General features: G+C 37.1%; 11 protein-coding genes. 8 read left to right on the forward strand and 3 right to left on the reverse strand.

What is annotated here, in order from left to right; translation table 11 throughout:
- Positions 1 to 35: 35 nt before the first annotated feature.
- Together RMR19_RS02495 and RMR19_RS02500 are read right to left on the reverse strand one after the other, a co-directional pair.
- Positions 36 to 1,316, reverse strand: coding sequence for a PHP domain-containing protein (locus RMR19_RS02495; protein WP_310601913.1), 1,281 nt, complete (start codon positions 1,314 to 1,316; stop codon positions 36 to 38).
- Positions 1,317 to 1,429: 113 nt separating this feature from the next.
- A complete protein-coding gene (locus RMR19_RS02500) occupies positions 1,430 to 4,759 on the reverse strand; it encodes a GH36-type glycosyl hydrolase domain-containing protein (RefSeq protein ID WP_310601914.1) in 3,330 nt (1,109 codons plus the stop codon).
- Positions 4,760 to 5,075: 316 nt separating this feature from the next.
- Here RMR19_RS02500 and RMR19_RS02505 point away from each other — a divergent pair, with 316 nt between their 5' ends.
- The 6 genes from RMR19_RS02505 to RMR19_RS02530 all read left to right on the forward strand — a co-directional run bounded on the left by RMR19_RS02505 (position 5,076) and on the right by RMR19_RS02530 (position 13,032).
- Complete coding sequence (locus tag RMR19_RS02505; RefSeq protein WP_310601915.1) at positions 5,076 to 6,008, forward strand: ABC transporter permease; 933 nt, start codon at positions 5,076 to 5,078, stop codon at positions 6,006 to 6,008.
- Between the two features lie 120 nt (positions 6,009 to 6,128).
- Positions 6,129 to 7,046, forward strand: coding sequence for a carbohydrate ABC transporter permease (locus RMR19_RS02510; protein ID WP_310601916.1), 918 nt, complete (start codon positions 6,129 to 6,131; stop codon positions 7,044 to 7,046).
- A gap of 74 nt (positions 7,047 to 7,120) precedes the next feature.
- Complete coding sequence (locus RMR19_RS02515; protein ID WP_310601917.1) at positions 7,121 to 8,728, forward strand: ABC transporter substrate-binding protein; 1,608 nt, start codon at positions 7,121 to 7,123, stop codon at positions 8,726 to 8,728.
- A gap of 163 nt (positions 8,729 to 8,891) precedes the next feature.
- Positions 8,892 to 9,929, forward strand: a complete 1,038-nt coding sequence (locus RMR19_RS02520; protein ID WP_310601918.1) for a LacI family DNA-binding transcriptional regulator — start codon at positions 8,892 to 8,894, stop codon at positions 9,927 to 9,929.
- A gap of 43 nt (positions 9,930 to 9,972) precedes the next feature.
- Positions 9,973 to 12,177: a beta-glucosidase BglX gene (bglX, locus tag RMR19_RS02525; protein WP_310601919.1), complete on the forward strand. Its 2,205-nt coding sequence runs from the start codon at positions 9,973 to 9,975 to the stop codon at positions 12,175 to 12,177.
- Between the two features lie 108 nt (positions 12,178 to 12,285).
- Positions 12,286 to 13,032, forward strand: a complete 747-nt coding sequence (locus RMR19_RS02530) for a DUF4886 domain-containing protein (RefSeq protein ID WP_310601920.1) — start codon at positions 12,286 to 12,288, stop codon at positions 13,030 to 13,032.
- 7 nt (positions 13,033 to 13,039) lie between these two features.
- Here the strand turns inward: RMR19_RS02530 and RMR19_RS02535 are convergent, their stop codons facing one another.
- Complete coding sequence (locus RMR19_RS02535) at positions 13,040 to 13,771, reverse strand: DUF2089 domain-containing protein (RefSeq protein WP_310601921.1); 732 nt, start codon at positions 13,769 to 13,771, stop codon at positions 13,040 to 13,042.
- 973 nt (positions 13,772 to 14,744) lie between these two features.
- Between RMR19_RS02535 and rpoB the strand changes: the two genes are divergently transcribed.
- Positions 14,745 to 18,581: a DNA-directed RNA polymerase subunit beta gene (rpoB, locus tag RMR19_RS02540; protein ID WP_310601922.1), complete on the forward strand. Its 3,837-nt coding sequence runs from the start codon at positions 14,745 to 14,747 to the stop codon at positions 18,579 to 18,581.
- A gap of 151 nt (positions 18,582 to 18,732) precedes the next feature.
- Entirely contained in the window at positions 18,733 to 22,428 is a 3,696-nt protein-coding gene (gene rpoC, locus RMR19_RS02545; protein ID WP_310601923.1) for a DNA-directed RNA polymerase subunit beta', read from the forward strand.
- Positions 22,429 to 22,480 lie beyond the last annotated feature (52 nt).

Here is a 22,480-nt window from a genome sequence, read left to right on the forward strand (position 1 = left end):
GAGCTGTCTGTTTTTGTAGCTCTTCAATCATAAATTTACCCTCTGCCAAAATATTTATCAATCAGCTTTGCTGTTGCTCCTTGATGGGAAGCAAGAGCTTTTGCGGTCTCTGGTTTTTGGTTTACATATTCCTTCATTAATCGACCCTCTTCGTAACAAAGGTCGTCGTGGATAGGAAAATACTCCTGAAGCAAGAAATCAACATAATTCACTAACCGATAAGGTCCATAAATCCGAACTTTCTTTTCGTGGTTATATTTTTCTAACGCAACACTCTTAAATTCTTTAATTGCATTGATAATATCTGCTTTTTCATTACTTTTGGAAAGTACTACTGTCTTTCCGATTTCAAACCATTCTGATTCAATAACTCCATGGGAATCACTGTTTCCTACTACAGGAACTGTATGTCCTTTCTCTTTCATTTCGCTGTAAAAAGCTGTCTGCATTTGATTTTCTTCTAATGTTTGTCCTCCAATTAACTCAAAAGCATCAAAAGGTTTTGTTTCAAACAAATGACAAAGGAGACGGTAATTATTATGATAGGCATATTGATCAATCCAGTGAGGATGAGGATAAATAGCAAGCCCGTGATATTCCTTGATTTTTTGAAATGCCCATACAGAACGAACATATTCATTGATGGGAATGCCTTCTGGTATTTCGAGCTGCTGTTTTAATTCCTCTATTTCTTTGTAAAAATTATCAAGGTCTTTGTTAAAGTAATCATTTACACTTGCTTCTCCACCAAAGTTTACAATGTGAGGAACGCTTCCTGGCATATGGATTTCCTCTCCGGGAAATATTTTGAGATCAATAGGAGCATCCTTATAGCATTCGATTGCTTCTAGGGAAGGGGCGTACTGAGCGTGATCTGTAATGGTCATAAAGTCAAACCCTGCTTTCCTATAATAAGCAGCGACAAAAGCGGGAGATTCCTTTCCGTCAGAACGATTCGTATGTACGTGCAAATCGCCCATGTAGGGAGTTAGTTCGTATAAATCGGATTCTAGAGTATAAATTTTAAAAACCTCAACTCGTTCGCCGCTGGAATTGAAAATTACTAATTGCACGGGTTGTTCCATAGAAAAACAAACATTAAATTGTAGTAATCCGTTTTCTGGTTTGACTTTAAAGCGAGGGTATTCCCCGTCGTAATAGTCGATTCGTTCGTACATGGGAACAGGCATAATGCTATATTCTTCTGAATCGGTAAATGCTGCATGACTGCCTAAAGGTATGATGGTGATTGTGGTTTCGTGATTTATAAGAAGTACTTTTGGGAAAATATCATAATATTCTAAAACCTGTTTCATGGAAGTTATCTCCTTTTGATTTTATAAAACATTTTTGGATATGCAATGATGCCTTGTGGTTGAAAATATTTTGCAACATTGCATATCCAAAATTAAGTTGTTTGAACGATGAATTAAAGATAAAGATGAAGTTCGTTATTTGATTCTGTGGCTCTTAGGAAAACATCTTTTGCAATTATGATACCGCCATTGCGATAGACGTTATTATATTGCGTTGAGGATATAACCTCATCATTGATCTTTAGGCATGTAGAATCTGTTTGGTTGCTTGCGTGATACACAAAGGTAACAGTCTTTCCAAAGCATGTGTAAGCGAATGTTAGACCATCTAATTCGGTATTGATGACGGGATCAATAATAAGCGAATCTTTGGTGAAGCGAATGCCAAGTAAATCGGCAATAACTCTACGAATGTAGATTCCTGGACCGCTTGAATATAGTCTCCAACCGCCTTTGACGGGGATAGAACCGTCTTTTAATTTATCAAAGTTGGCTGCGTATTCATAACGATCATTATAACAGCCTTCTGAACTACTGAAGTATACATTGCTTTGGCGAGTTAGGGCGTTTGGTACGCATTCTGTAAGGAGAATTGGATTGATTTGCATAAGAGCCTTCCAGGCCTTGTCTGCCTCACCTAGTGTTGCCATTGCTTCGATGTAGCGAATATGAGCGTGAACGTATTGTAAACTGATTTCTCGTCCGATGTTGGCTGCCTGTTCGGCGCGTAAGAATATCTTACTGATACCGCCTTCGTAACTAGCGGGATGATTCATTAGTCGAATGCCATCAGGACAAGCAAGTTCTTTGTCAATGATGCTGACGTTGGTAGCGGCTAATCTGGAATCGGCTAACTCTGCAATGATACTTCTTGTTAGTGGTATGAGTCTGTAGTTGATAGAAGTTTCCGTGTCATCTGGATGTAACATAACCTTTGAAGTGCCATCTGCTTCGCGATATAAGAAACCAGCTATTACGCCATCCTTAATCAAGTAGCGATAGAAGGAATCTCTGATATCTGTTGCCATCTGGCTGAGTTCGATTGAGAAAGCTTCGTCTTTTGCAATAACAGAATCGCTTAGCAAAGTGAGTGTCTGTTGCGCGAGTGCTTGTGTCCAAGCGCTTACTAGGTTGTCTTTCAGTTGCTTGTTAGCAGGTTGTAATGTGTCGTCCCAGTCGCCGCCGGCATAAGAGATTAATGAGGTACCTGGTAGGAAGCGTTCGCGAATGGTAGTTATAGCGCGTTTGATGTGTTCTAGTATAGTTTCTGGCTTTCCTACTGGTGTACCCTTTAATCCGTTGCGGTAATCTACGACCTCGTCTAGGATTGTAGTATCACCAGTTGCGTGGATGTAGTCACTAACTGCTTTTAAAGGCCAGAATACGACATCTCCGTGGCAGTCTTCTTGATGAAGTGGATATTGATCGAACATAAACCATTGTGGCCATTCGAATACATCTTCGATTTGGTGGTCAAATAAAAGAAGTAAAATGTCGCGAACCATAGAATTGTGTCCTGTTGTTAGGAAGAATTCTACAGGTCCTTGGCATACATCTCGTGTACCCCAAGCAGCTCCTCCTGATTGCTCTAAGCCGTGTGGAGAGGCAAAATGTATAAGTGTGTCGTGGGAGTACCAACGAATTGTAGCGTTTAGTTTATCGGTTGTTATATTGTTATTGGGGTTAGTAGTACTTAGGTTGAAATTACTAACTAGTTCGTTGTAGTATGCTTCGTAAGCTGCTTTGTGCGTGTTGAAATCATAAGCTTCTTCAAAAGCTGGAGTATCGTTGCTTTCGGAACCTTGTAAAATGATTTCGAAATTAGATTTTTGGTCAATGCTTATCGTTACAATCGATGAATCCATAGTATGGTTATCGTAGAAAACTCTATCATCAGATACTTGGCTGCCTTCGGGAATGTGAATACGGAAGTTCAAATCTGGATAATATGATCTTGTATAGCAATCCTTTGAAGGTTTTATAATTAATGTAGAATCTTCTTGTTCTAATTCAAAGATTTGTCCTACTTCATCTGCTCCAGCCGTGATTTGGTTGGAAACAATAAAGTCATAGGCTTTGCCTGCAGTAGAACGTATCTGTAAAACAACTTCAGGACGGTCAAATGTAACGAAGGATGAAACTACTAATACATCATCTTCTAATTGATAATACCAAGTGCTGCTAGATACCTCCATCTCATAAGCTGCAGGTAATGTAAGTTGACGATACAAATTATCAATTTTAACAAAGATACGTTGACCACTGTTCTTTTGAACATTTAAAAGACCTCTGTGGTTGGAAAGAAGCTTGTTGTATGTTGTGTTACCAACTACGAACTGACAGTTGAATACGCCATACATGTAGTTGGTAGAACTAACAACGCCAGTAGGGACTTTTGTCATATCGAAGTTAGTCATAAGAATGTGTCCATGAGGGCGTTCGGAAACTAATTCTTTGGACTGTAATACGACATGTCCGTTTGATGGGGTGAAAAATGAATATAATGTATCGTTATCTATCTCTTCTAAGTGACGATTGGGGAATTGTTCGTTAATTTGTTGCATGTTCCATTCGGGAGAGGCGAAAGGAGCGCCAATGATAGAAGCGGGGATAGGGGAAGTTACAAACTCCTCTAATGAGTTGTAGGAATATGCATCATTTATTTCTTGTGCGTATTCGATTTCCTTTATTGCTTCTGGATGGTCTGCTTTGCATATACCGTAGAATGAAAATGCTTTATTTCCATTAATGGAAAATGTTTCGGTTTGCAGTGCGATGTGTGAAAGCTCGTACTGCTTGTTTGTGCTAGGTAGATTGCTGCTTAGTGCTTCGGGAACATTGGTCTTTTTGTAAGATAATCCGAAGAATTGAGTTCCGTCTGTTGAGTAGGCATTTGCACGAATGCCTAAACTACCTTGTTGTAAGTATGGATTTGTACCACCTTGGCTCATGTTTTGTCTGGAACAGATAACATATCCATTGTCGCTCTCGAAAACGCTGTGTCCTAGGTATTGTGCAGTGTATAGCTCGTTTGATGCAACGCTTCCTGCGGAAGCAACGCCGATATCTTGTGAGTATATAACGTCTGCTTTCTGGCATTCTCCTGTAAGGGAAATATCCCAATACCAAATACCATATGGAGTGAGGCGGAATGTAACGGTATAGTTGACGCTTTGTACAGAACCTGTGAATCGAAGGGCTGTATTGCTTTTTTCTATACTACAGTTAGAATTGACGCCGATTAGTGGGTAAGAATTAATGGTGTTATCGTTATATATACGAAGATATATGTTGTTGGAAGAACCTTCGGCGTTGGTTCCGTGGAAATCATTTATCATTACTGAGTCGTGAATCCATTCAAAAGCATCTCCACTAGCTAAGAAAGAGAACGTGCTGTTTTCGCTTTTTAGCGTAATTGGAGTAAGTGTGTTTTTAAGTGTCATATTATTTCCTCCTTGATGAAAAACGAGTGGAAACATTTCCAATTTCATTCAAAGTATACAAGAAAAACAGAAATAAGTCAATGGGATTAATGAAAACCACAAAAATATTTGAAAATAATATAATAGAAATTAAGATGCAAAATAGAGTGAAGCAGAGAAAGTTGTGCAAAGTGTATAAAAAAACAACTTTTAAATTAATATAAATAACATATTGACAAAATTGAAAGTTTAAATTATGATAAATGTATCAAAACGAATAAAAACGTTTCCAATTTCGAAAAAACGATTTTTACAAAGAAAGGAACGGAGGGATATATTGAAGATAAAACAAGGTTTTTGTGCTTTGGGAAAAGAAGTACGTAAAAATTGGGTATTGTTCTTAATGCTTTTACCCGCAATTGTTTATTTCATTATTTTTTCCTATGTTACGATGCCAGGTGCATATGTAGCATTTGTAAACTATAATCCGAACAAAGGTATCTTTGGTAGTGATTTTGTAGGTTTTAAAAATTTTGAGTTTTTAGTTAAGAATGGTGACTTGCTAAGAATCACTAAAAACACACTACTATATAATGTAGTATTTTTAGTCTTAAGTCACACGATTCAAATTGTGCTTGCGATTATGATTTCTGAGATAACAAGAAAAATATTTAAGAAAGTTTCGCAATCGGTTATATTGTTACCACATTTTATTTCTTATGTAGTAATTGGTGTATTCGCATATAACTTCTTTAACTATGATAATGGATTTATTAATTCTATTCTTGTTAACCTTGGAGCGGAGAGATTTGCATTTTATTCTACACCTGGAGTTTGGAAGTTCATAATTGTATTTTTCTACATATGGAAAACTACAGGTTATGGAATGATTGTTTATGCGGCAACGATTACTGGTATTAGCAGTGAAATATATGAAGCGTCATATATCGATGGAGCTAGTCGTTTTCAAAGAATTAAGTTTATAACATTGCCGCTTATGAAGCCAACATTTATCTTGCTGATGTTATTTGGTCTAGGTGGAATTTTGAGAGGTTCCTTCGATTTGTTCTACAATCTGATCGGTACCAATTCTGTTTTGTATCATTCTACTGATGTAATTGATACTTATGTCTACCGAAGCTTAGTTGGATCGTTTAATTTCTCGTCGAGTGCTGCTGTTGGTCTTTACCAGTCGGTGTTTGGTCTGATACTTGTGCTTGCCATTAACTGGATTGTTCGTAAGATTGAACCGGATAGTGCGTTATTCTAGTAAAGGTGGTAAAGGTTGAAAGAAAATAAAAGTAAAGGAATCATGGGGCTCATAGATTCTTTCAACCATATTTATTTGAGCAGTATCACAAGCAAGCTTGTGATATGCATGGGTGTAAAAATGAAAAGTAAACAAAAAGAAGATAATAATTCAAATATCAAAATGGGAAAGAGTAATAAAACGTTAATGTTGGTTTGCTATTTGCTAGTAGCATTTTTTGCAATCATTTGCTTGTTTCCTTTCGCATTAATGATAACATCGTCATTTATGACGGAAAAAGAAATTGTGACAGAAGGATATAAACTCTTTCCGAAAACTTGGAGTTTATCGGCTTATACCTATCTGCTAAAGAACCCTACTAATCTGCTGAATGCTTACCGAGTAACTATAACAATTACTGTTGTTGGTACGGTTATTGGATTGTTTATTATGTCTATGGCAGGTTATGTATTGAATCGTAAAGATTTTAAATACCGCAATTTCTTCTCGTTTTTTATATACTTCACTACGCTTTTTAGTGGCGGATTGGTGCCTACTTATATCCTTTATGTTAGACACCTAAACTTAAAAGACAACATCTGGGCACTTATTCTTCCAGGGCTTGTCAGTGCATGGTCTATCTTTCTTATGAGAAATTTCATGAAGTCTATCCCAGATGAACTGTACGAATCTGCAACGATGGATGGAGCAGGACCATTTAAGATTTATTTAAGGGTGTTTATGCCTTTGGCACTCCCTTCCCTTGCAACAATAGGGCTGTTTCTTGCATTGGGTTACTGGAATGAGTGGTATAATGCAAGTTTATATATTGATACAGCGACAAAATATCCATTGCAGTATTATCTGCAGAAGATGATTAATCAAACAAGTATTGCTGCACTAACAAGTTCGGGGCATGTAATTGATGCAGCAGCAGCGCCAACACAATCGGTTAAGATGGCAACGGCAGTACTTGCAACAGGGCCTATTATTATGCTATATCCATTTGTTCAGAAGTATTTTGTAAGTGGACTAACGGTAGGTTCGGTAAAAGGGTAGTTTTATTTATTACAAGTGACATTATAGGCTTTACATTTGATGATAAGGCCTATAAAATAAAAGGAGGTAAAGTTATGAAATTAAAAAAGGTAATTAGTAGTGCATTATGTGTTGCTATGGCAACTGTATTACTAGCAGGATGTGCAAACGGGGGAAAGAATAGCACATCATCAAATGGTTCTGAAAATGCTATTGGGAATGCTTCTGAAAATGTTTCAGAAGAAAAAACGAATTCTAGTGAAGTTGTAGATGAAGGAGTAGATTTATCAAAACATGTAACTCTTTCATTGTATCTATATGGTTCACCAGGAGTGGCAAATGCTGATATTCTAGCTGAGATTAACCGTAAGCTTAAAGAGGATATCAATACTTCAATTGAAATAAAGTATATTGATTGGGGCGATATTGCTACAAAATACCCTCTATTATGGGCAGCAGGAGAAAGTTTTGATATGGCATATTCTTCTGTAACAGCACCTGTTCCATATTACACATTAGCAAAACAAGGTTCTTTATATGACATTTCTAAAATATTAGATAAAGCACCTACATTAAAAGCTGCAATTCCTGAGACAAGTTGGGCGGCAGCGGAATCAGGAGAAGGAATCTATGGAGTTCCAACATTGGGCGCAGGATATACAGTGAATGGTTTTGTGTACAACAAAGCAAACTGTACTGCATGGGGAATTGAGCCTGTTACAGATTTGAAATCTTTAATTGCATATTGTGACGCATCTGTAGCGCATGATATCTATCCTTTCAATGGTAACGCAGAAGTAGCAATGGACTTTTACAAAATGTTAGTTGATTCAACTGGTAACTGGGTACCAGCACCTGGTGTTGCAGAAACAGAAATGTACCTTGTAGCAAAAGATTACAACAATGTGCAAGATATTATCCATCCAGCATTTACAGACGAGTTTGCAAACTTTGTAACTATGCTTGATGAATGGGAAGCAAAAGGATACTGGTCAACAGATATTTTATCAGCTCAAACAGATGATAAAGAGATGTACAAGAACCTTCAAAGTAGCGCATATATTACACATATGGCAGACTGGACAGGCAATTATACAGCTGTTCATGGTCAATTAGAAAATCAGGATATTGATGCATGGTATTTTGCTGAAGATAACAACAAAGTTATGCAAAGTTCACCAGCTCAAGATATGACAGTTATTAATACGAATTCAAAATATCCAGAGAGATGTTTATTAGTAATTGAAAAATTAATGACAGATGAATCGTACTACAGATTATTCCAATATGGTATTGAGGGAAGACAATATGATATCGTTGATGGTTATCTTGAAAAACCAGCTTCCTTTGATGATACAGTAGACGGTGGCGGATTTGCTGGTTGGGCATTTAGTAATAGTGCATTCCAAATCCCTTCTAAATCAGAACATCCTAGTCGTTATGAGAAGTTAGCAGAGTGGAGTAAGAATTTTATTAGCAATCCATACAATGGATTCATCTTCTCTTCTTCAGCGGTAGCAGGTGAATTATCTGCAATCTCGAATGTAAACTCTACACTTGGTATTCAATTAATGCTAGGTAAGACAAATGATGTTGCTTCTGCAATTGAAGAATATAGAAGTCAATTAAAGAAAGCAGGAGTTGACGTTGTTATAGATGAATTGAAATCTCAGTTACAATCCTTTACATCAGCTGGGAAATAGGTAATAAAGATTAATATAAAGGCTGCTGTTTGTTTTTGTGGCAGCCTTTTTCTGAAAAACGGACACCACATAGTGGGTGTCTGTTATTTATAATTATAAATATAACTGTTTGGGCGTAAGCCCTTCATAGTTACTTATAAATCAAAAGATTAGGAGATGCAAAATGGCAAATATTACAATTACAGACATAGCAAGATTATCGGGCGTGGGTATTGCTACGGTTTCGCGTGTTATCAATCAAACAGGATCGGTAAGCGAAAAAACACGTAAGAAAGTGATGGATGCAATTAATGAATATAATTACATTCCTAACAATAATGCACGAAATCTTAAGATGACACAATCGGATAATATTGCGCTTTTTGTAAAATATATTTCCAATCCGTTCTTTTCTAAGATGATTGATGTGATAGAGATCGAGATGGCTTCAAGAGGATTTCCTCTTTTAATACAAAACGTTGATGACATGACAGATGAGCTTGATGTAGCCATTAGTGAATCTATGCAAAGAAATCTATGCGGTGTTATGATTATGGGTGGTTCCTATTCGTCGTATACAGAGGCGAAATTTAAACAATTAGGGATTCCGTGTGTTCTTCTTACAGTAAGTACAGAAGGTGATGTTGAACCTTCGTTGTATTCAAGTGTAACCGTTGATGATGAGAAGGAAGCCTATAAAGCAACGCAATATCTAATTGATATGGGTCATAGAAAAATCGGATTCTTATACAAAGATGTTGGAAATGTGATTACTCCTAATATATTGAGATTTCGAGGCTATAAAAAAGCGCTAGAGGATAATGGAATTCCTCTTGATGAGAATTTGGTTTCGCTAAGTGTACCGGTAAGTGGAGCTGGATTCCGAGTTGGATTTCAAACTATGAAGCAACTTATGCTAAAAAACCCAGAGATGACGGCAGTATTTGCGTTTTCTGATGTATTAGCAATTGGAGCGGCCAAAGCAGCAATTGCAATGGGCAAGAAAATACCAGATGATATATCCGTTATAGGTTTTGATGGTATTGAAATGACGGAATTTTATAATCCTGCATTGGATACGGTATATCAACCAGCTACGGAGATGGCATTATCTGCAGTTTCATTACTACATGGTATGATGAATGGAGAAAAGAGCCAACACAAGGTATACGAATCGGTTATCATGAAGAGAGGGTCCGTTAAGAAGATACAAGATACGTAAATCGCCTGTTTATGTTATGTGACAACATAGAAAGGGCAACAAAATGAAGCAACAAGAACTAATTAATTTAGTAAAAGAGATGAGTCTGTCAGAAAAAGTCAACCAATTGTTACAAGTGACAAGCGGTTTTTATACAGAGGAAGCAATACTTACGGGGCCGATTAGAGAGAACGGTATTACAGAGGAAAGTGTTGCGACGGCTGGAACGGTAATTGGTCTTTTAGGTGCGGAGAAATATAGGGAAGTCCAAGATGCCTATATAGAGAAACACCCACATAAGATACCATTATTGTTTATGCTAGACGTGATCAATGGATTCCGTACAATTTTTCCTATTCCATTAGGACAAGGAGCAACATTTGAGCCAGAACTTTCAAAACGTCTAGCTCAAATCGCAGCAAAGGAATCAGCAGTTTCTGGTATTCATGTAACATTTGCCCCGATGGTGGATCTTGTAAGAGATGCAAGATGGGGACGTGTTATGGAGTCTACTGGAGAAGATGGAAAACTTAATAGTGATTTTGCAAAAGCTATGGTGGAAGGTTTTCAAGGTGATGATGTAGGAAAACAGTATAGTATTGGAGCTTGTGTGAAGCATTTTGCAGCATATGGAGCACCTACGGCAGGTAGAGAATACAATACGGTTGAGTTGTCAGAGAATACATTACGTTGCTACTATCTTCCAGCGTATAAAGCAGCAATCGATGCAGGTGTAGAGATGGTTATGACCTCTTTCAATACATTGAATGGAGTTCCGTCAACAGGAAATGAATGGCTAATGGGAGATGTATTGCGCGATGAGATGGGATTTGATGGCGTATTAATTTCTGACTGGGCAGCTATTGAAGAGTTGATCTACCATGGTTATGCAAAGAATCGTGAGCAGGCTGGAGAACTTGCAATCAAAGCTGGTGTAGATATTGATATGATGACGGGTATCTATAGTAAAGAGCTTCTTGCTCTGATTGAGAGTGGTAAAGTGGATGAAAGCTTGGTAGATGAATCAGTGCTTCGTATTTTAACACTTAAGAATAAATTGGGTTTGTTTGAAAATCCATATAAGGATGCAGATCCTATTAAAGAAAAAGAAGTTATCTTATGTGAAGAACATAGAAAAGTAGCGTTAGAAGCTGCAGTAAAATCCTTTGTATTGCTTGAGAACGACGGTATCTTGCCACTAAAAGAGGGTGAGAAGATAGCATTCATAGGGCCTTTTGTGTCTGAGAAGGAAATTTATGGTGCATGGTCAATGATGGGTAGAGAGGAAGATTCGGTTTCTATCGTTGATGCATTTGCAAAATATAAAGATTGCTATACTATGACGTTTGTGCAAGGTGCTCCGATTCTTGGAGCGGAAGAGTATAAGCTGATTCCTAAGAATTGTGTTAAGGAAGTTTCAAAGGCAGAAGAAGACCAAATGCTTGCAGAAGCTATTGAAGCTGCAAAAGGCGCAGATAAAGTTATTCTTGCTATTGGTGAACATAGATTGATGTCAGGTGAAGCAGCTAGTAGAACGGATTTATTACTTCCTGAAGTTCAACAAAGATTGCTTCGAGCTGTTTATGAAGTGAATCCTAATATTGCTGTTGTTTTATTCACGGGAAGACCTTTGGATTTACGTGAAGTTTCAGAAAAATCAAAAGCAATCTTAACCGTATGGATGCCTGGAACAGAAGGTGGTAACGCGATTGCAAATGTACTTACTGGTGATTTCAATCCAAGTGGAAAACTTCCTATGAGTTTCCCTTACTGTGTGGGACAAGTTCCTGTTCATTATAATGAATATTTTACTGGAAGACCTTTCGATAAAAAGTCAGGTGAAGTGATGTATCGTTCTAACTATAGAGATGTTCCAAATGATCCTCTATATCCTTTTGGATATGGGCTTAGCTATACAACATTTGCTTACTCTAATCTTACACTAAGCAAGGAAGAGATGACTGCTGATGAACAAATCACGGCTAGTGTAACGCTGAAGAATACAGGTGATTGTATTGGTACAGAAACGGTTCAATTATATGTCAGAGACTGTTTTGGTAGCGTAGTTCGTCCAAGAAAAGAATTAAAGGATTATCAAAAGGTTACATTACAAGTAGGAGAAGAACAGGTGATTTCCTTTAGCATTAATGAGGAGATGTTAACGTTCTGTAGAGCGGATATGAGCTTTGGTAGTGAACCTGGCGAATTCTATGTTTATATTGGGGCAGATAGTAGTACGGAGGAATATGCGGCTTTTGAATTGAGATGATGATATAAGTGGCAAAAGGTTATATGTTTCATGCTTGCATGAAATGCGTAGCAATCCATATATCAGTTGAGATTAAAATATCAATAACAAGAATGGAATGATAAAGTGATGAAAGAATGGAAGATGCTTGCGGTTGGAAACAGTTTCACACAAGATAGTTTGTATTATCTTCATGACTTGGCAAAGGCGGGAGATATTGAATTAAAGGCAGTTAATCTATATATTGGTGGTTGTTCGTTAGAACGTCACTGGAACAACGTTGAATCAGATGCAAAAGAATATATGTATGAAGAGAATGGTGAGTCAACAGAGCGATATGTATCCATTAATGAGATGCTAGTGGAAGATGATTGGGACTATATTATAACGCAACAAGCAAGCCATGATAGTGGAATAAAGGAAACCTATTTTCCTTACTTAGAACAATTAGTAGAACATTTTAAATCTAATGTTCCTAATGCAGAATGTTTATTGCAAAAAACATGGGCATATGAGCAAGATAGTAATCATGAGGAGTTCCCTAGATATCATTGCAATCAACAACAGATGTATAACCAATTAAGTGAATGTTATGAAGAAGCAGCAAAACGAATGGGATTACGTTTAATACCAAGTGGAGATGTAATACAGTCTGTAAGAAAGAAAAAACCATTTCGTTACGAATTGGGAGAGAAATCTTTATGTAGAGATGGATTTCATATGGATATGATTTATGGACGATATCTATTATCCGCAGTAATCTATTCTTTTCTTTTTGAAAAGGACATTCGTGAGAATACCTTCTTCCCTGAATGTGCAGAGAGAGAAGGTATTGAAGTAATTAAACAATGTGTTTATAAAATGCTTAATCCATAGACCATAGTTATTTGAGTTCTAAGTATCCGTATCCATTTTTGCATAAACCACACCATTCCAATATAGAAGAAAGTGCAGAGATGCGGCGTAGTACAGAATCACCAAGTGCTATGCCGTATGCTTTGTGTGCGACATAACCTTCTATGGTATCTAGCGCGAGTTGCCCTTCGCCAAGTTTTGATTTCATTGCATTTCCTTTTGTTGCTTTTCCGCCTAAGTTGTTAAGCAATTCAATAGCACAATCAAAGGCTTTCCAAGTTAATAGATTTCCGTTGGGAAGATTGGAGGCATAGATGCCATTGCCGAATTCTTCGTAATAGATTGTGAAGGTTTTGTTATTAGTTAAGCTGATATCAGCTACACCTTTGAACTCATTGAGTTTTGTTTTGATTTGTTTGGTTGCGAGACTTTCATCTTTATAGATAGGAAGAGTTTCGACAATTACTTCTATATTATATGTGTCAGAATAGGCAGTGGAATATCCCAAACGTTCTAACACTTGATCTAATCGTTTCTTTGCAGCAGGATAGGATAAACCTGATTGCTGCATTAATTCTTTTAAGTTTCCACGACATTTTAAATAATATTCAATAAACTGTAAGTCTTCATACGCAAGGTAGTTAAACTTGCTTAAAGAGAAATCGTTTGTTAATTCAAGACCACAATGCTTACAACTAAGACGTGTTGCTATTAATTTTTCCTTACATATAGGACAATGTCCAATCAATTCTGTATGCATAAAATCTTCCTTTCTTGTTATGAAATAGGGCGTACTTGTGTGGGAGATAGTGATGCAAAACTTCAGGTTTTTGGGGCTTCTTCGTTGCTGGACTATAACACAAAAACACGCTGCACACCTAAGAACTTCTAAGTGTGTACGGTAAATATTGAAAAATTACGGAAACGCCCTCGATTCGGCATCCTGCCTCAGCTCAGGCTGGCTCGACCTCCTTGTCTCGCCTTCCTGGGGTATAGATGTACACACTAAGAAGTGCTTTAGGCGTTACACTATCGTTTTTTTAGTTATAGTTCCGTAGCGAAGAAGCCAGTCAAGGGAATCGAGTTTTGCAAATCTACGTTTATGGATACACAAGTACGGGTTATTGGTAGTGGATGTCTGAGGAGACTTAGTTATTTAGGCGTGTGTGTCTCGCAGTTGCGCTAGTGCATATAATGCACAAGAATCCTTTAAGTTGGTACAATTCATTGAGTTTCTGCGTATGTTGATTGATAGAGAGCACCTCGCAGTTGCGAATTTTGAGTTTTCAGATCGCTGAGTGGAGGGTGCACAGAGGGTAATGAACTTTCAAATATGCCTTAGCAATATATTTATCTTCCAACTTACTTATAAAAAGGTAAAAAATAGGACATACTTAAATATGGAATGCATTTTTCTATAATATGGGTATGTACAAAATAAAAAAATAGGAATTAAGTAACGAATGTGTTTCTTCTATATAATAAGAAGAATAACATATTAGAAAAAAGAATACAAGATAGTAGTGATAAAATTCATACTACTTTCGGATAGTAAAGATAATATGTATTGCATAGTATAAAAAACAATAAAAAAACACCCCCAAAAGGGTGTTGACAAGTCTGGATATTTATGCTAACATGAAAAATGCACTATTGTGGTGTCTTGTGCTTTAAATCGGATATGTGTTGATTATAGCACATTCATATAAAAATTTCAAGGGGTGAAAACGTCAATGGATAAAAACAAAATACGTCCAATTAAAGTTGGTAATGGCATGAGAATGAGTTATTCCAAAGAAAAAGAAGTACTTGATATGCCTAATCTCATTGAAGTACAGAAAGACTCTTATAGATGGTTCTTAGAAGAAGGACTAAATGAGGTCTTTGATGACATCTCTCCTATCGCAGATTATAGCGGACACTTAAGCTTAGAGTTCGTTGATTTTACATTATGCGAAGATGATGTTAAGTATTCAATTGAGGAGTGTAAGGTTAGAGATGCTACTTATGCCGCGCCACTTAAAGTAAAAGTCAGACTTCATAACAAGGAAAATGACGAGATTAATGAACATGATATTTTCATGGGTGATTTGCCAATAATGACAGAGACAGGTACATTTGTTATTAATGGAGCAGAACGTGTTATCGTTAGCCAGTTAGTACGTTCCCCTGGAATCTACTACTCAGTTGGACACGATAAGATTGGAAAAGAGTTATACTCATCTACAGTTATTCCAAACAGAGGTGCTTGGCTAGAGTACGAAACAGACTCGAATGATATTTTCTATGTTCGTGTAGATAGAAACAGAAAAGTACCTATTACAGTACTTATTCGTGCACTTGGATTTGGTACAAATCAAGAAATCTTAGATTTGTTTGGTGAAGAACCAAAAATCCTTGCAAGTATCACAAAAGATACTTCAGACAACTACCAAGATGGTTTATTAGAACTTTATAAAAAGCTTCGTCCAGGTGAACCATTATCAGTAGAAAGTGCGGAGAGTTTAATCAATAGCATGTTCTTTGATGCTAGAAGATATGACCTTGCTAAAGTTGGTCGTTACAAATTCAATAAGAAATTAGCACTTAAAAATAGAATTACTGGATTTACATTATCAGAAGATGTTATCAACATGGAAACTGGTGAAGTAGTTGCAGAGGCAGGAACATTCGTATCAGAAGAACTTGCAGTAGAAATTCAAAATACTGGTGTGCCATATGTCTTTGTTCAAACAGAAGAGAGAAATGTAAAAGTATTATCAAACTTAATGGTAGACTTAGCAGAGTATGTTAATGTAAACAAAGAAGAATTAGGAATCACAGAAGATGTTTACTATCCAGTATTAAAAGCGATATTAGAAGAAAATTCTAATGATGAAGATATTATCATTGCGGTTAAAAAGAATATCAATGAATTAGTTCCTAAACATATTACAAAGGACGATATCCTTGCTTCTATTAACTATAACATGCATTTAGAGCATGGACTTGGTACAAGTGATGATATTGACCACTTAGGAAACAGAAGAATCAGAGCGGTTGGTGAGTTGCTTCAAAACCAATATAGAATTGGTCTTTCAAGAATGGAGCGTGTTGTTCGTGAAAGAATGACAACGCAAGACTTAGAAGTAGTATCTCCACAATCCTTAATTAATATTAAACCTGTTACAGCTGCTGTCAAGGAATTCTTTGGTAGTTCTCAGTTGTCACAGTTCATGGATCAGAATAACCCTCTTAGTGAATTAACACATAAGAGACGTTTATCAGCACTTGGACCAGGTGGTTTATCAAGAGATAGAGCCGGATTCGAGGTTCGTGACGTTCACTATACACATTATGGTAGAATGTGTCCAATCGAAACTCCCGAAGGTCCAAACATCGGTCTTATCAACTCGCTTGCATCATATGCAAGAATTAATGAGTATGGTTTTGTAGAAGCTCCATATAGAAAAGTTGATAAAACAGATCCGAAGAATCCAAGAGTAATTGATGAAGTTGTTTATTTAACAGCGGATGAAGAAGATAAATATGTAGTAGCGCAAGCGAATGAAGAATTAGATGACAATGGATATTTTGTACGTAGTAATATCTCTGGTCGTTTTAGAGAAGAAACATCTGAGTTTGAAAAGGCTAAAATCGACTTAATGGACGTATCTCCTAAGATGGTATTCTCTGTTGCAACAGCTATGATTCCTTTCCTTCAAAACGATGATGCGAACCGTGCCCTAATGGGATCGAACATGCAACGTCAGGCAGTACCACTATTAATTACAGAATCACCTGTTGTAGGTACTGGTATGGAAAGTAAAGCTGCAGTTGACTCTGGTAACTGTGTTGTTTCTAAGAAAGATGGTGTTGTTGAAAGAGCAACAGCAACAGAAATTCTTGTTAAGAACGATGATGGAACAAAAGATGTATACAAAGTTTCTAAGTTCCTTAGAAGTAACCAAAGTAACTGTTTGAACCAAAGAACAGTAGTGTTCAAAGGTGACAGAGTACATGCTGGTCAAGTTATTGCAGATGGTCCATCTATTTCAAAAGGCGAGTTAGCACTTGGTAAAAACCCTCTTATTGGTTTCATGACTTGGGAAGGTTACAACTACGAAGATGCTGTACTTTTAAGTGAAAGATTAGTACAAGAAGATGTTTATACATCAATCCATATTGAAGAATATGAAGCAGAATCAAGAGATACAAAACTAGGACCAGAAGAAATCACTAGAGATGTTCCTGGTGTTGGTGATGATGCATTAAAAGATCTTGATGAAAGAGGTATTATCCGAATCGGTGCAGAAGTACGTGCAGGAGATATCCTTGTTGGTAAAGTTACACCTAAGGGTGAAACAGAATTAACAGCAGAAGAAAGACTTCTTCGTGCAATCTTCGGAGAGAAAGCAAGAGAAGTTCGTGATACTTCCCTTCGTGTACCTCATGGAGAATTTGGTATTATCGTTGATGCAAAAGTATTCACTAGAGAGAATGGAGATGAATTATCTCCAGGTGTAAACGAAACCGTTCGTGTATACATCGCTCAAAAGAGAAAGATTCAAGTAGGAGATAAGATGGCGGGTCGTCATGGTAACAAGGGTGTTGTTTCCCGCGTATTACCAGCAGAAGATATGCCATTCCTACCAAATGGTCGTCCACTTGATATCGTACTTAACCCTCTAGGCGTACCTTCACGTATGAATATCGGTCAGGTACTTGAAATCCATTTAAGTCTTGCTGCTACAGCACTTGGATTTAAAGTTTCAACACCAGTATTCGATGGCGCAAACGAGTTTGATATCATGGATACATTAGAATTGGCTAATGACTATGTTAATACTTCATGGGAAGAATTCTATGAAAAATATAAAGATACCCTTCACCCAGATACAATGGATTTCCTTGAAAACAACATGGATTACCGTAAAGAATGGGAAGGTGTTCCGATCAATAGAGATGGTAAGGTAAGACTTCGTGACGGTCGAACAGGAGAATATTTTGATAGTGCTGTAACAGTTGGTTTCATGCACTACTTGAAACTTCACCACTTGGTAGATGATAAGATTCATGCTCGTTCAACTGGTCCTTACTCATTAGTAACACAACAGCCACTTGGTGGTAAAGCGCAGTTCGGTGGACAGAGATTTGGAGAGATGGAAGTTTGGGCACTTGAAGCATATGGTGCTGCTTACACATTGCAAGAAATCTTAACTGTTAAATCCGATGATGTTGTTGGTCGTGTTAAAACTTACGAAGCAATTATTAAAGGTGAGAATATATCAGAACCTGGTATTCCTGAATCGTTCAAGGTACTTCTTAAAGAATTACAATCACTTGCTCTTGATGTTACTGTTCTTGATGAAAATGGAAATGAGATTCAGATGACAGAAACAATCGATTATGGTGAAGAAGATTTAACTCCACTGATTGAGGGAGAAGAAAACTTCGGCTTTGGAGATGAACCATTTAGTGCAGCAGGATTCTCAGAGACTTCAGCAGAAGACGAAGAAGAAAGCATATTCGATGGTTTTGATACAGAGGAAGATATCGACCTTGGTAGTGACGAAGAGTTTGAAGATTAAGAAATAAAATAATAGAAACATCAGAACAAGCAGGAATGCTTGTTTTGGTGTCAATAAAGCTGTATGTATAATGAAGTCAATCGACATTGGACGGAATTTTACTGTTTAAAGTAGAGTCCTTACACAGACAAACGAAGGGAGTGCCAGACAAATGTCAGATTTAATGAATGAAAATGTTTCAGAAATGACGTATGATGCGATAAAAATCGGATTAGCTTCTCCAGAAAAGATTCTTGAATGGTCACGAGGCGAAGTAAAAAAACCTGAAACAATTAACTATAGAACATTAAAACCAGAAAAAGATGGTTTGTTTTGCGAGAAAATATTTGGACCAAACAAAGACTGGGAATGTCATTGTGGTAAATATAAGAAGATTCGTTACAAAGGTGTAGTATGTGATCGTTGTGGTGTTGAAGTAACAAAGGCAAGTGTACGTCGTGAAAGAATGGGACATATTGAACTTGCTGCGCCAGTATCACATATTTGGTACTTCAAAGGAATACCAAGTAGAATGGGTCTTGTTCTTGACCTATCACCAAGAATCCTTGAAAAAGTATTATATTTTGCATCATATATCGTACTTGATAAAGGTGATACTGATTTACAATACAAACAAGTATTGAATGAAAAAGAATACAAAGAAGCTTATGATAAATATGGTAGCCGTTTCCGCGTAGGTATGGGTGCAGAATCAGTCAAAGAGCTTCTTAGCGCAATTGATCTAGAGAAAGAATCAAAAGAACTTAAAAAAGGTTTGAAAGATTCAACTGGTCAAAAGAGAGCTAGAATTATAAAGAGATTAGAGGTTGTTGAAGCTTTCAGAGAATCAAGCAACAAACCAGAATGGATGATTCTTGATGCAGTACCAGTAATCCCTCCAGATATCAGACCAATGGTTCAACTTGATGGTGGTAGATTTGCGACTTCTGATATGAATGATTTATATAGAAGAATTATCAATAGAAATAATCGTCTTAAGAGATTATTAGAGCTTGGAGCACCAGACATTATCGTTCGTAATGAGAAGAGAATGTTACAAGAAGCTGTTGATGCTCTTATCGACAATGGTAGAAGAGGACGTCCAGTTACAGGTCCAGGTAACCGTGCACTGAAATCTCTTTCTGACATGTTAAAAGGTAAGCAAGGACGTTTCCGTCAAAACTTACTTGGTAAACGTGTTGACTACTCAGGACGTTCCGTTATCGTAGTAGGACCAGAGTTAAAGATCTACCAATGTGGTCTTCCAAAAGAGATGGCAATCGAATTATTCAAACCATTTGTAATGAAAGAGTTAGTTGCAAGAGGAACTGCTCATAATATTAAATCTGCTAAGAAGATGGTTGAGAGACTTCAAACAGAAGTATGGGATGTATTAGAGGAAGTTATCAGAGAACATCCAGTAATGCTTAACCGTGCTCCTACTCTTCATAGACTTGGTATCCAAGCATTTGAACCAATTCTTGTAGAAGGTAAAGCAATCAAACTTCATCCACTTGTATGTACAGCATTCAACGCCGATTTTGATGGTGACCAGATGGCGGTGCATTTACCATTATCAGTGGAAGCGCAAGCAGAGTGTCGTTTCTTATTACTTTCACCTAACAACTTATTGAAACCTTCTGATGGTGGTCCTGTAGCCGTTCCTTCACAGGATATGGTTCTTGGTATCTACTACTTAACACAGGGAAGACCTGGTGATATGGGAGAAGGACATTGCTTTAAGAGTATTAATGAAGCAATTCTTGCCTATGAAAATGGTGCAATCACTCTTCATGCTCAAATCAAAGTTAGAAGAACAGGTATCAATAAAGATGGTGTAGAGGAATCAAGAATGATTGAATCTACATTAGGACGTTTCATCTTTAATGAAATATTAAGCCAAGATCTTGGTTTCGTAGATAGAACAAAAGATGAAAACTTCTTAGTACCAGAAGTTAATTTCCATGTTGGAAAGAAACAATTAAAACAAATTCTTGAGAAATGTATCAATACACACGGTGCAACAAACACTGCTGAAACACTTGATGCAATTAAATCTCTTGGTTATAAATATTCAACTCGTGCTGCTATGACAGTTTCTATCTCGGATATGACAGTACCAGAAGCGAAGAAAACAATTCTAAAAGAAGCAGAAGAAACAGTAGAAGTAATCGCTAAAAACTTCCGTCGTGGTCTTATGACAGAAGAAGAAAGATATAAAGCAGTTATTGAAACTTGGAAGGAAGCCGATGATGAAATCACAGAAGCGCTTCTTACCGGACTTGATAAATACAACAACATCTTTATGATGGCTGACTCTGGTGCCCGTGGTTCTGATAAACAGATTAAACAGCTTGCAGGTATGCGTGGTTTGATGGCGGATACATCAGGTAGAACAATCGAACTTCCTATCAAGTCAAACTTCCGTGAAGGTCTTGATGTACTGGAATACTTTATCTCAGCACATGGTGCTCGTAAAGGTCTTTCGGATACAGCGTTACGTACAGCCGATTCAGGTTACTTAACTCGTCGTCTTGTAGACGTATCTCAAGATTTGATTATTCGTGAAATTGACTGTCAAGAAGGAAAAGAAATTCCAGGTATGTGGATTACAGCCTTTACAGATGGTAGAGAAGTAATCGAAGGCTTAGAAGAAAGAATCACAGGAAGATTCTCTTGTGAAACAATTTGTGATGATAGTGGTGTAGTAATCGTTAAAGCAAATCATATGATTACACCAAAACGTGCAGCAAGAATTGTAAAGAAACAAGAAATCGTTGATGCAGGATTCGAAGCAAAATTAAAAATCCGTACCATGTTAACTTGTCGTTCTCATGTCGGAGTTTGTGCGAAATGTTATGGAGCGAACATGGCAACTGGTGAACCAGTACAAGTTGGTGAAGCAGTTGGTATCATTGCAGCTCAATCAATCGGTGAACCGGGTACACAGCTTACAATGCGTACATTCCATACTGGTGGTGTTGCCGGTGATGATATCACACAAGGTCTTCCTCGTGTCGAGGAACTTTTTGAAGCAAGAAAGCCAAAAGGTCTTGCAATTATTGCAGAATTTGGTGGAACTGTTACAATCAGTGATACGAAGAAGAAACGTGAAGTTATCGTAACAAACAGCGAAACAGCAGAATCTAAGGCATATTTAATTCCTTATGGTTCAAGAATAAAAGTTTCAGAAGGTCAAATCCTTGAAGCTGGTGATGAGTTAACAGAAGGTAGTGTAAATCCTCATGATATCCTTAAAATTAAGGGTGTTCGTGCAGTTCAAGATTACATGCTACAAGAAGTTCAACGTGTATACCGTTTACAAGGTGTAGAAATCAATGATAAGCACGTTGAGGTTATCGTGCGTCAGATGCTTAAGAAGATTCGTATCGAGGAAAACGGAGATACAGAATACTTACCAGGAACATTAGTTGATATTCTTGATTACGATGAGACAAATGAAAGACTTCTTGCAGAAGGTAAAGAACCAGCAGAAGGTAAACAAGTAATGCTTGGTATTACGAAAGCATCTCTTGCTACAAACTCATTCTTATCAGCAGCATCATTCCAAGAGACAACAAAAGTTCTTACTGAAGCAGCTATTAAAGGTAAGATTGACCCATTAATCGGTCTGAAAGAGAATGTTATCATCGGTAAACTAATACCAGCAGGTACAGGTATGAAGAGATATCGTTCCGTAAAACTTGATAGTGATATGACAGAAGAATTAATGTTATCAGATGATTTGGGTGAAGAGGATGATATCATGGCAGCTAATATTGATTTGGATATGGATCAAGATTCAGAACCAGTTTTATTAGCAGATGATGATGAAGACTTTGAATTTGCATCTGATGATGAAGAATAAGAAGTACAGATAAAGAGTTTATGTTAAAGAAAAGCCTTGTGGTAGAATATCT

Source organism: Anaerosporobacter sp. (assembly GCF_031551385.1).
Lineage (GTDB): Bacteria > Bacillota > Clostridia > Lachnospirales > Lachnospiraceae > Anaerosporobacter.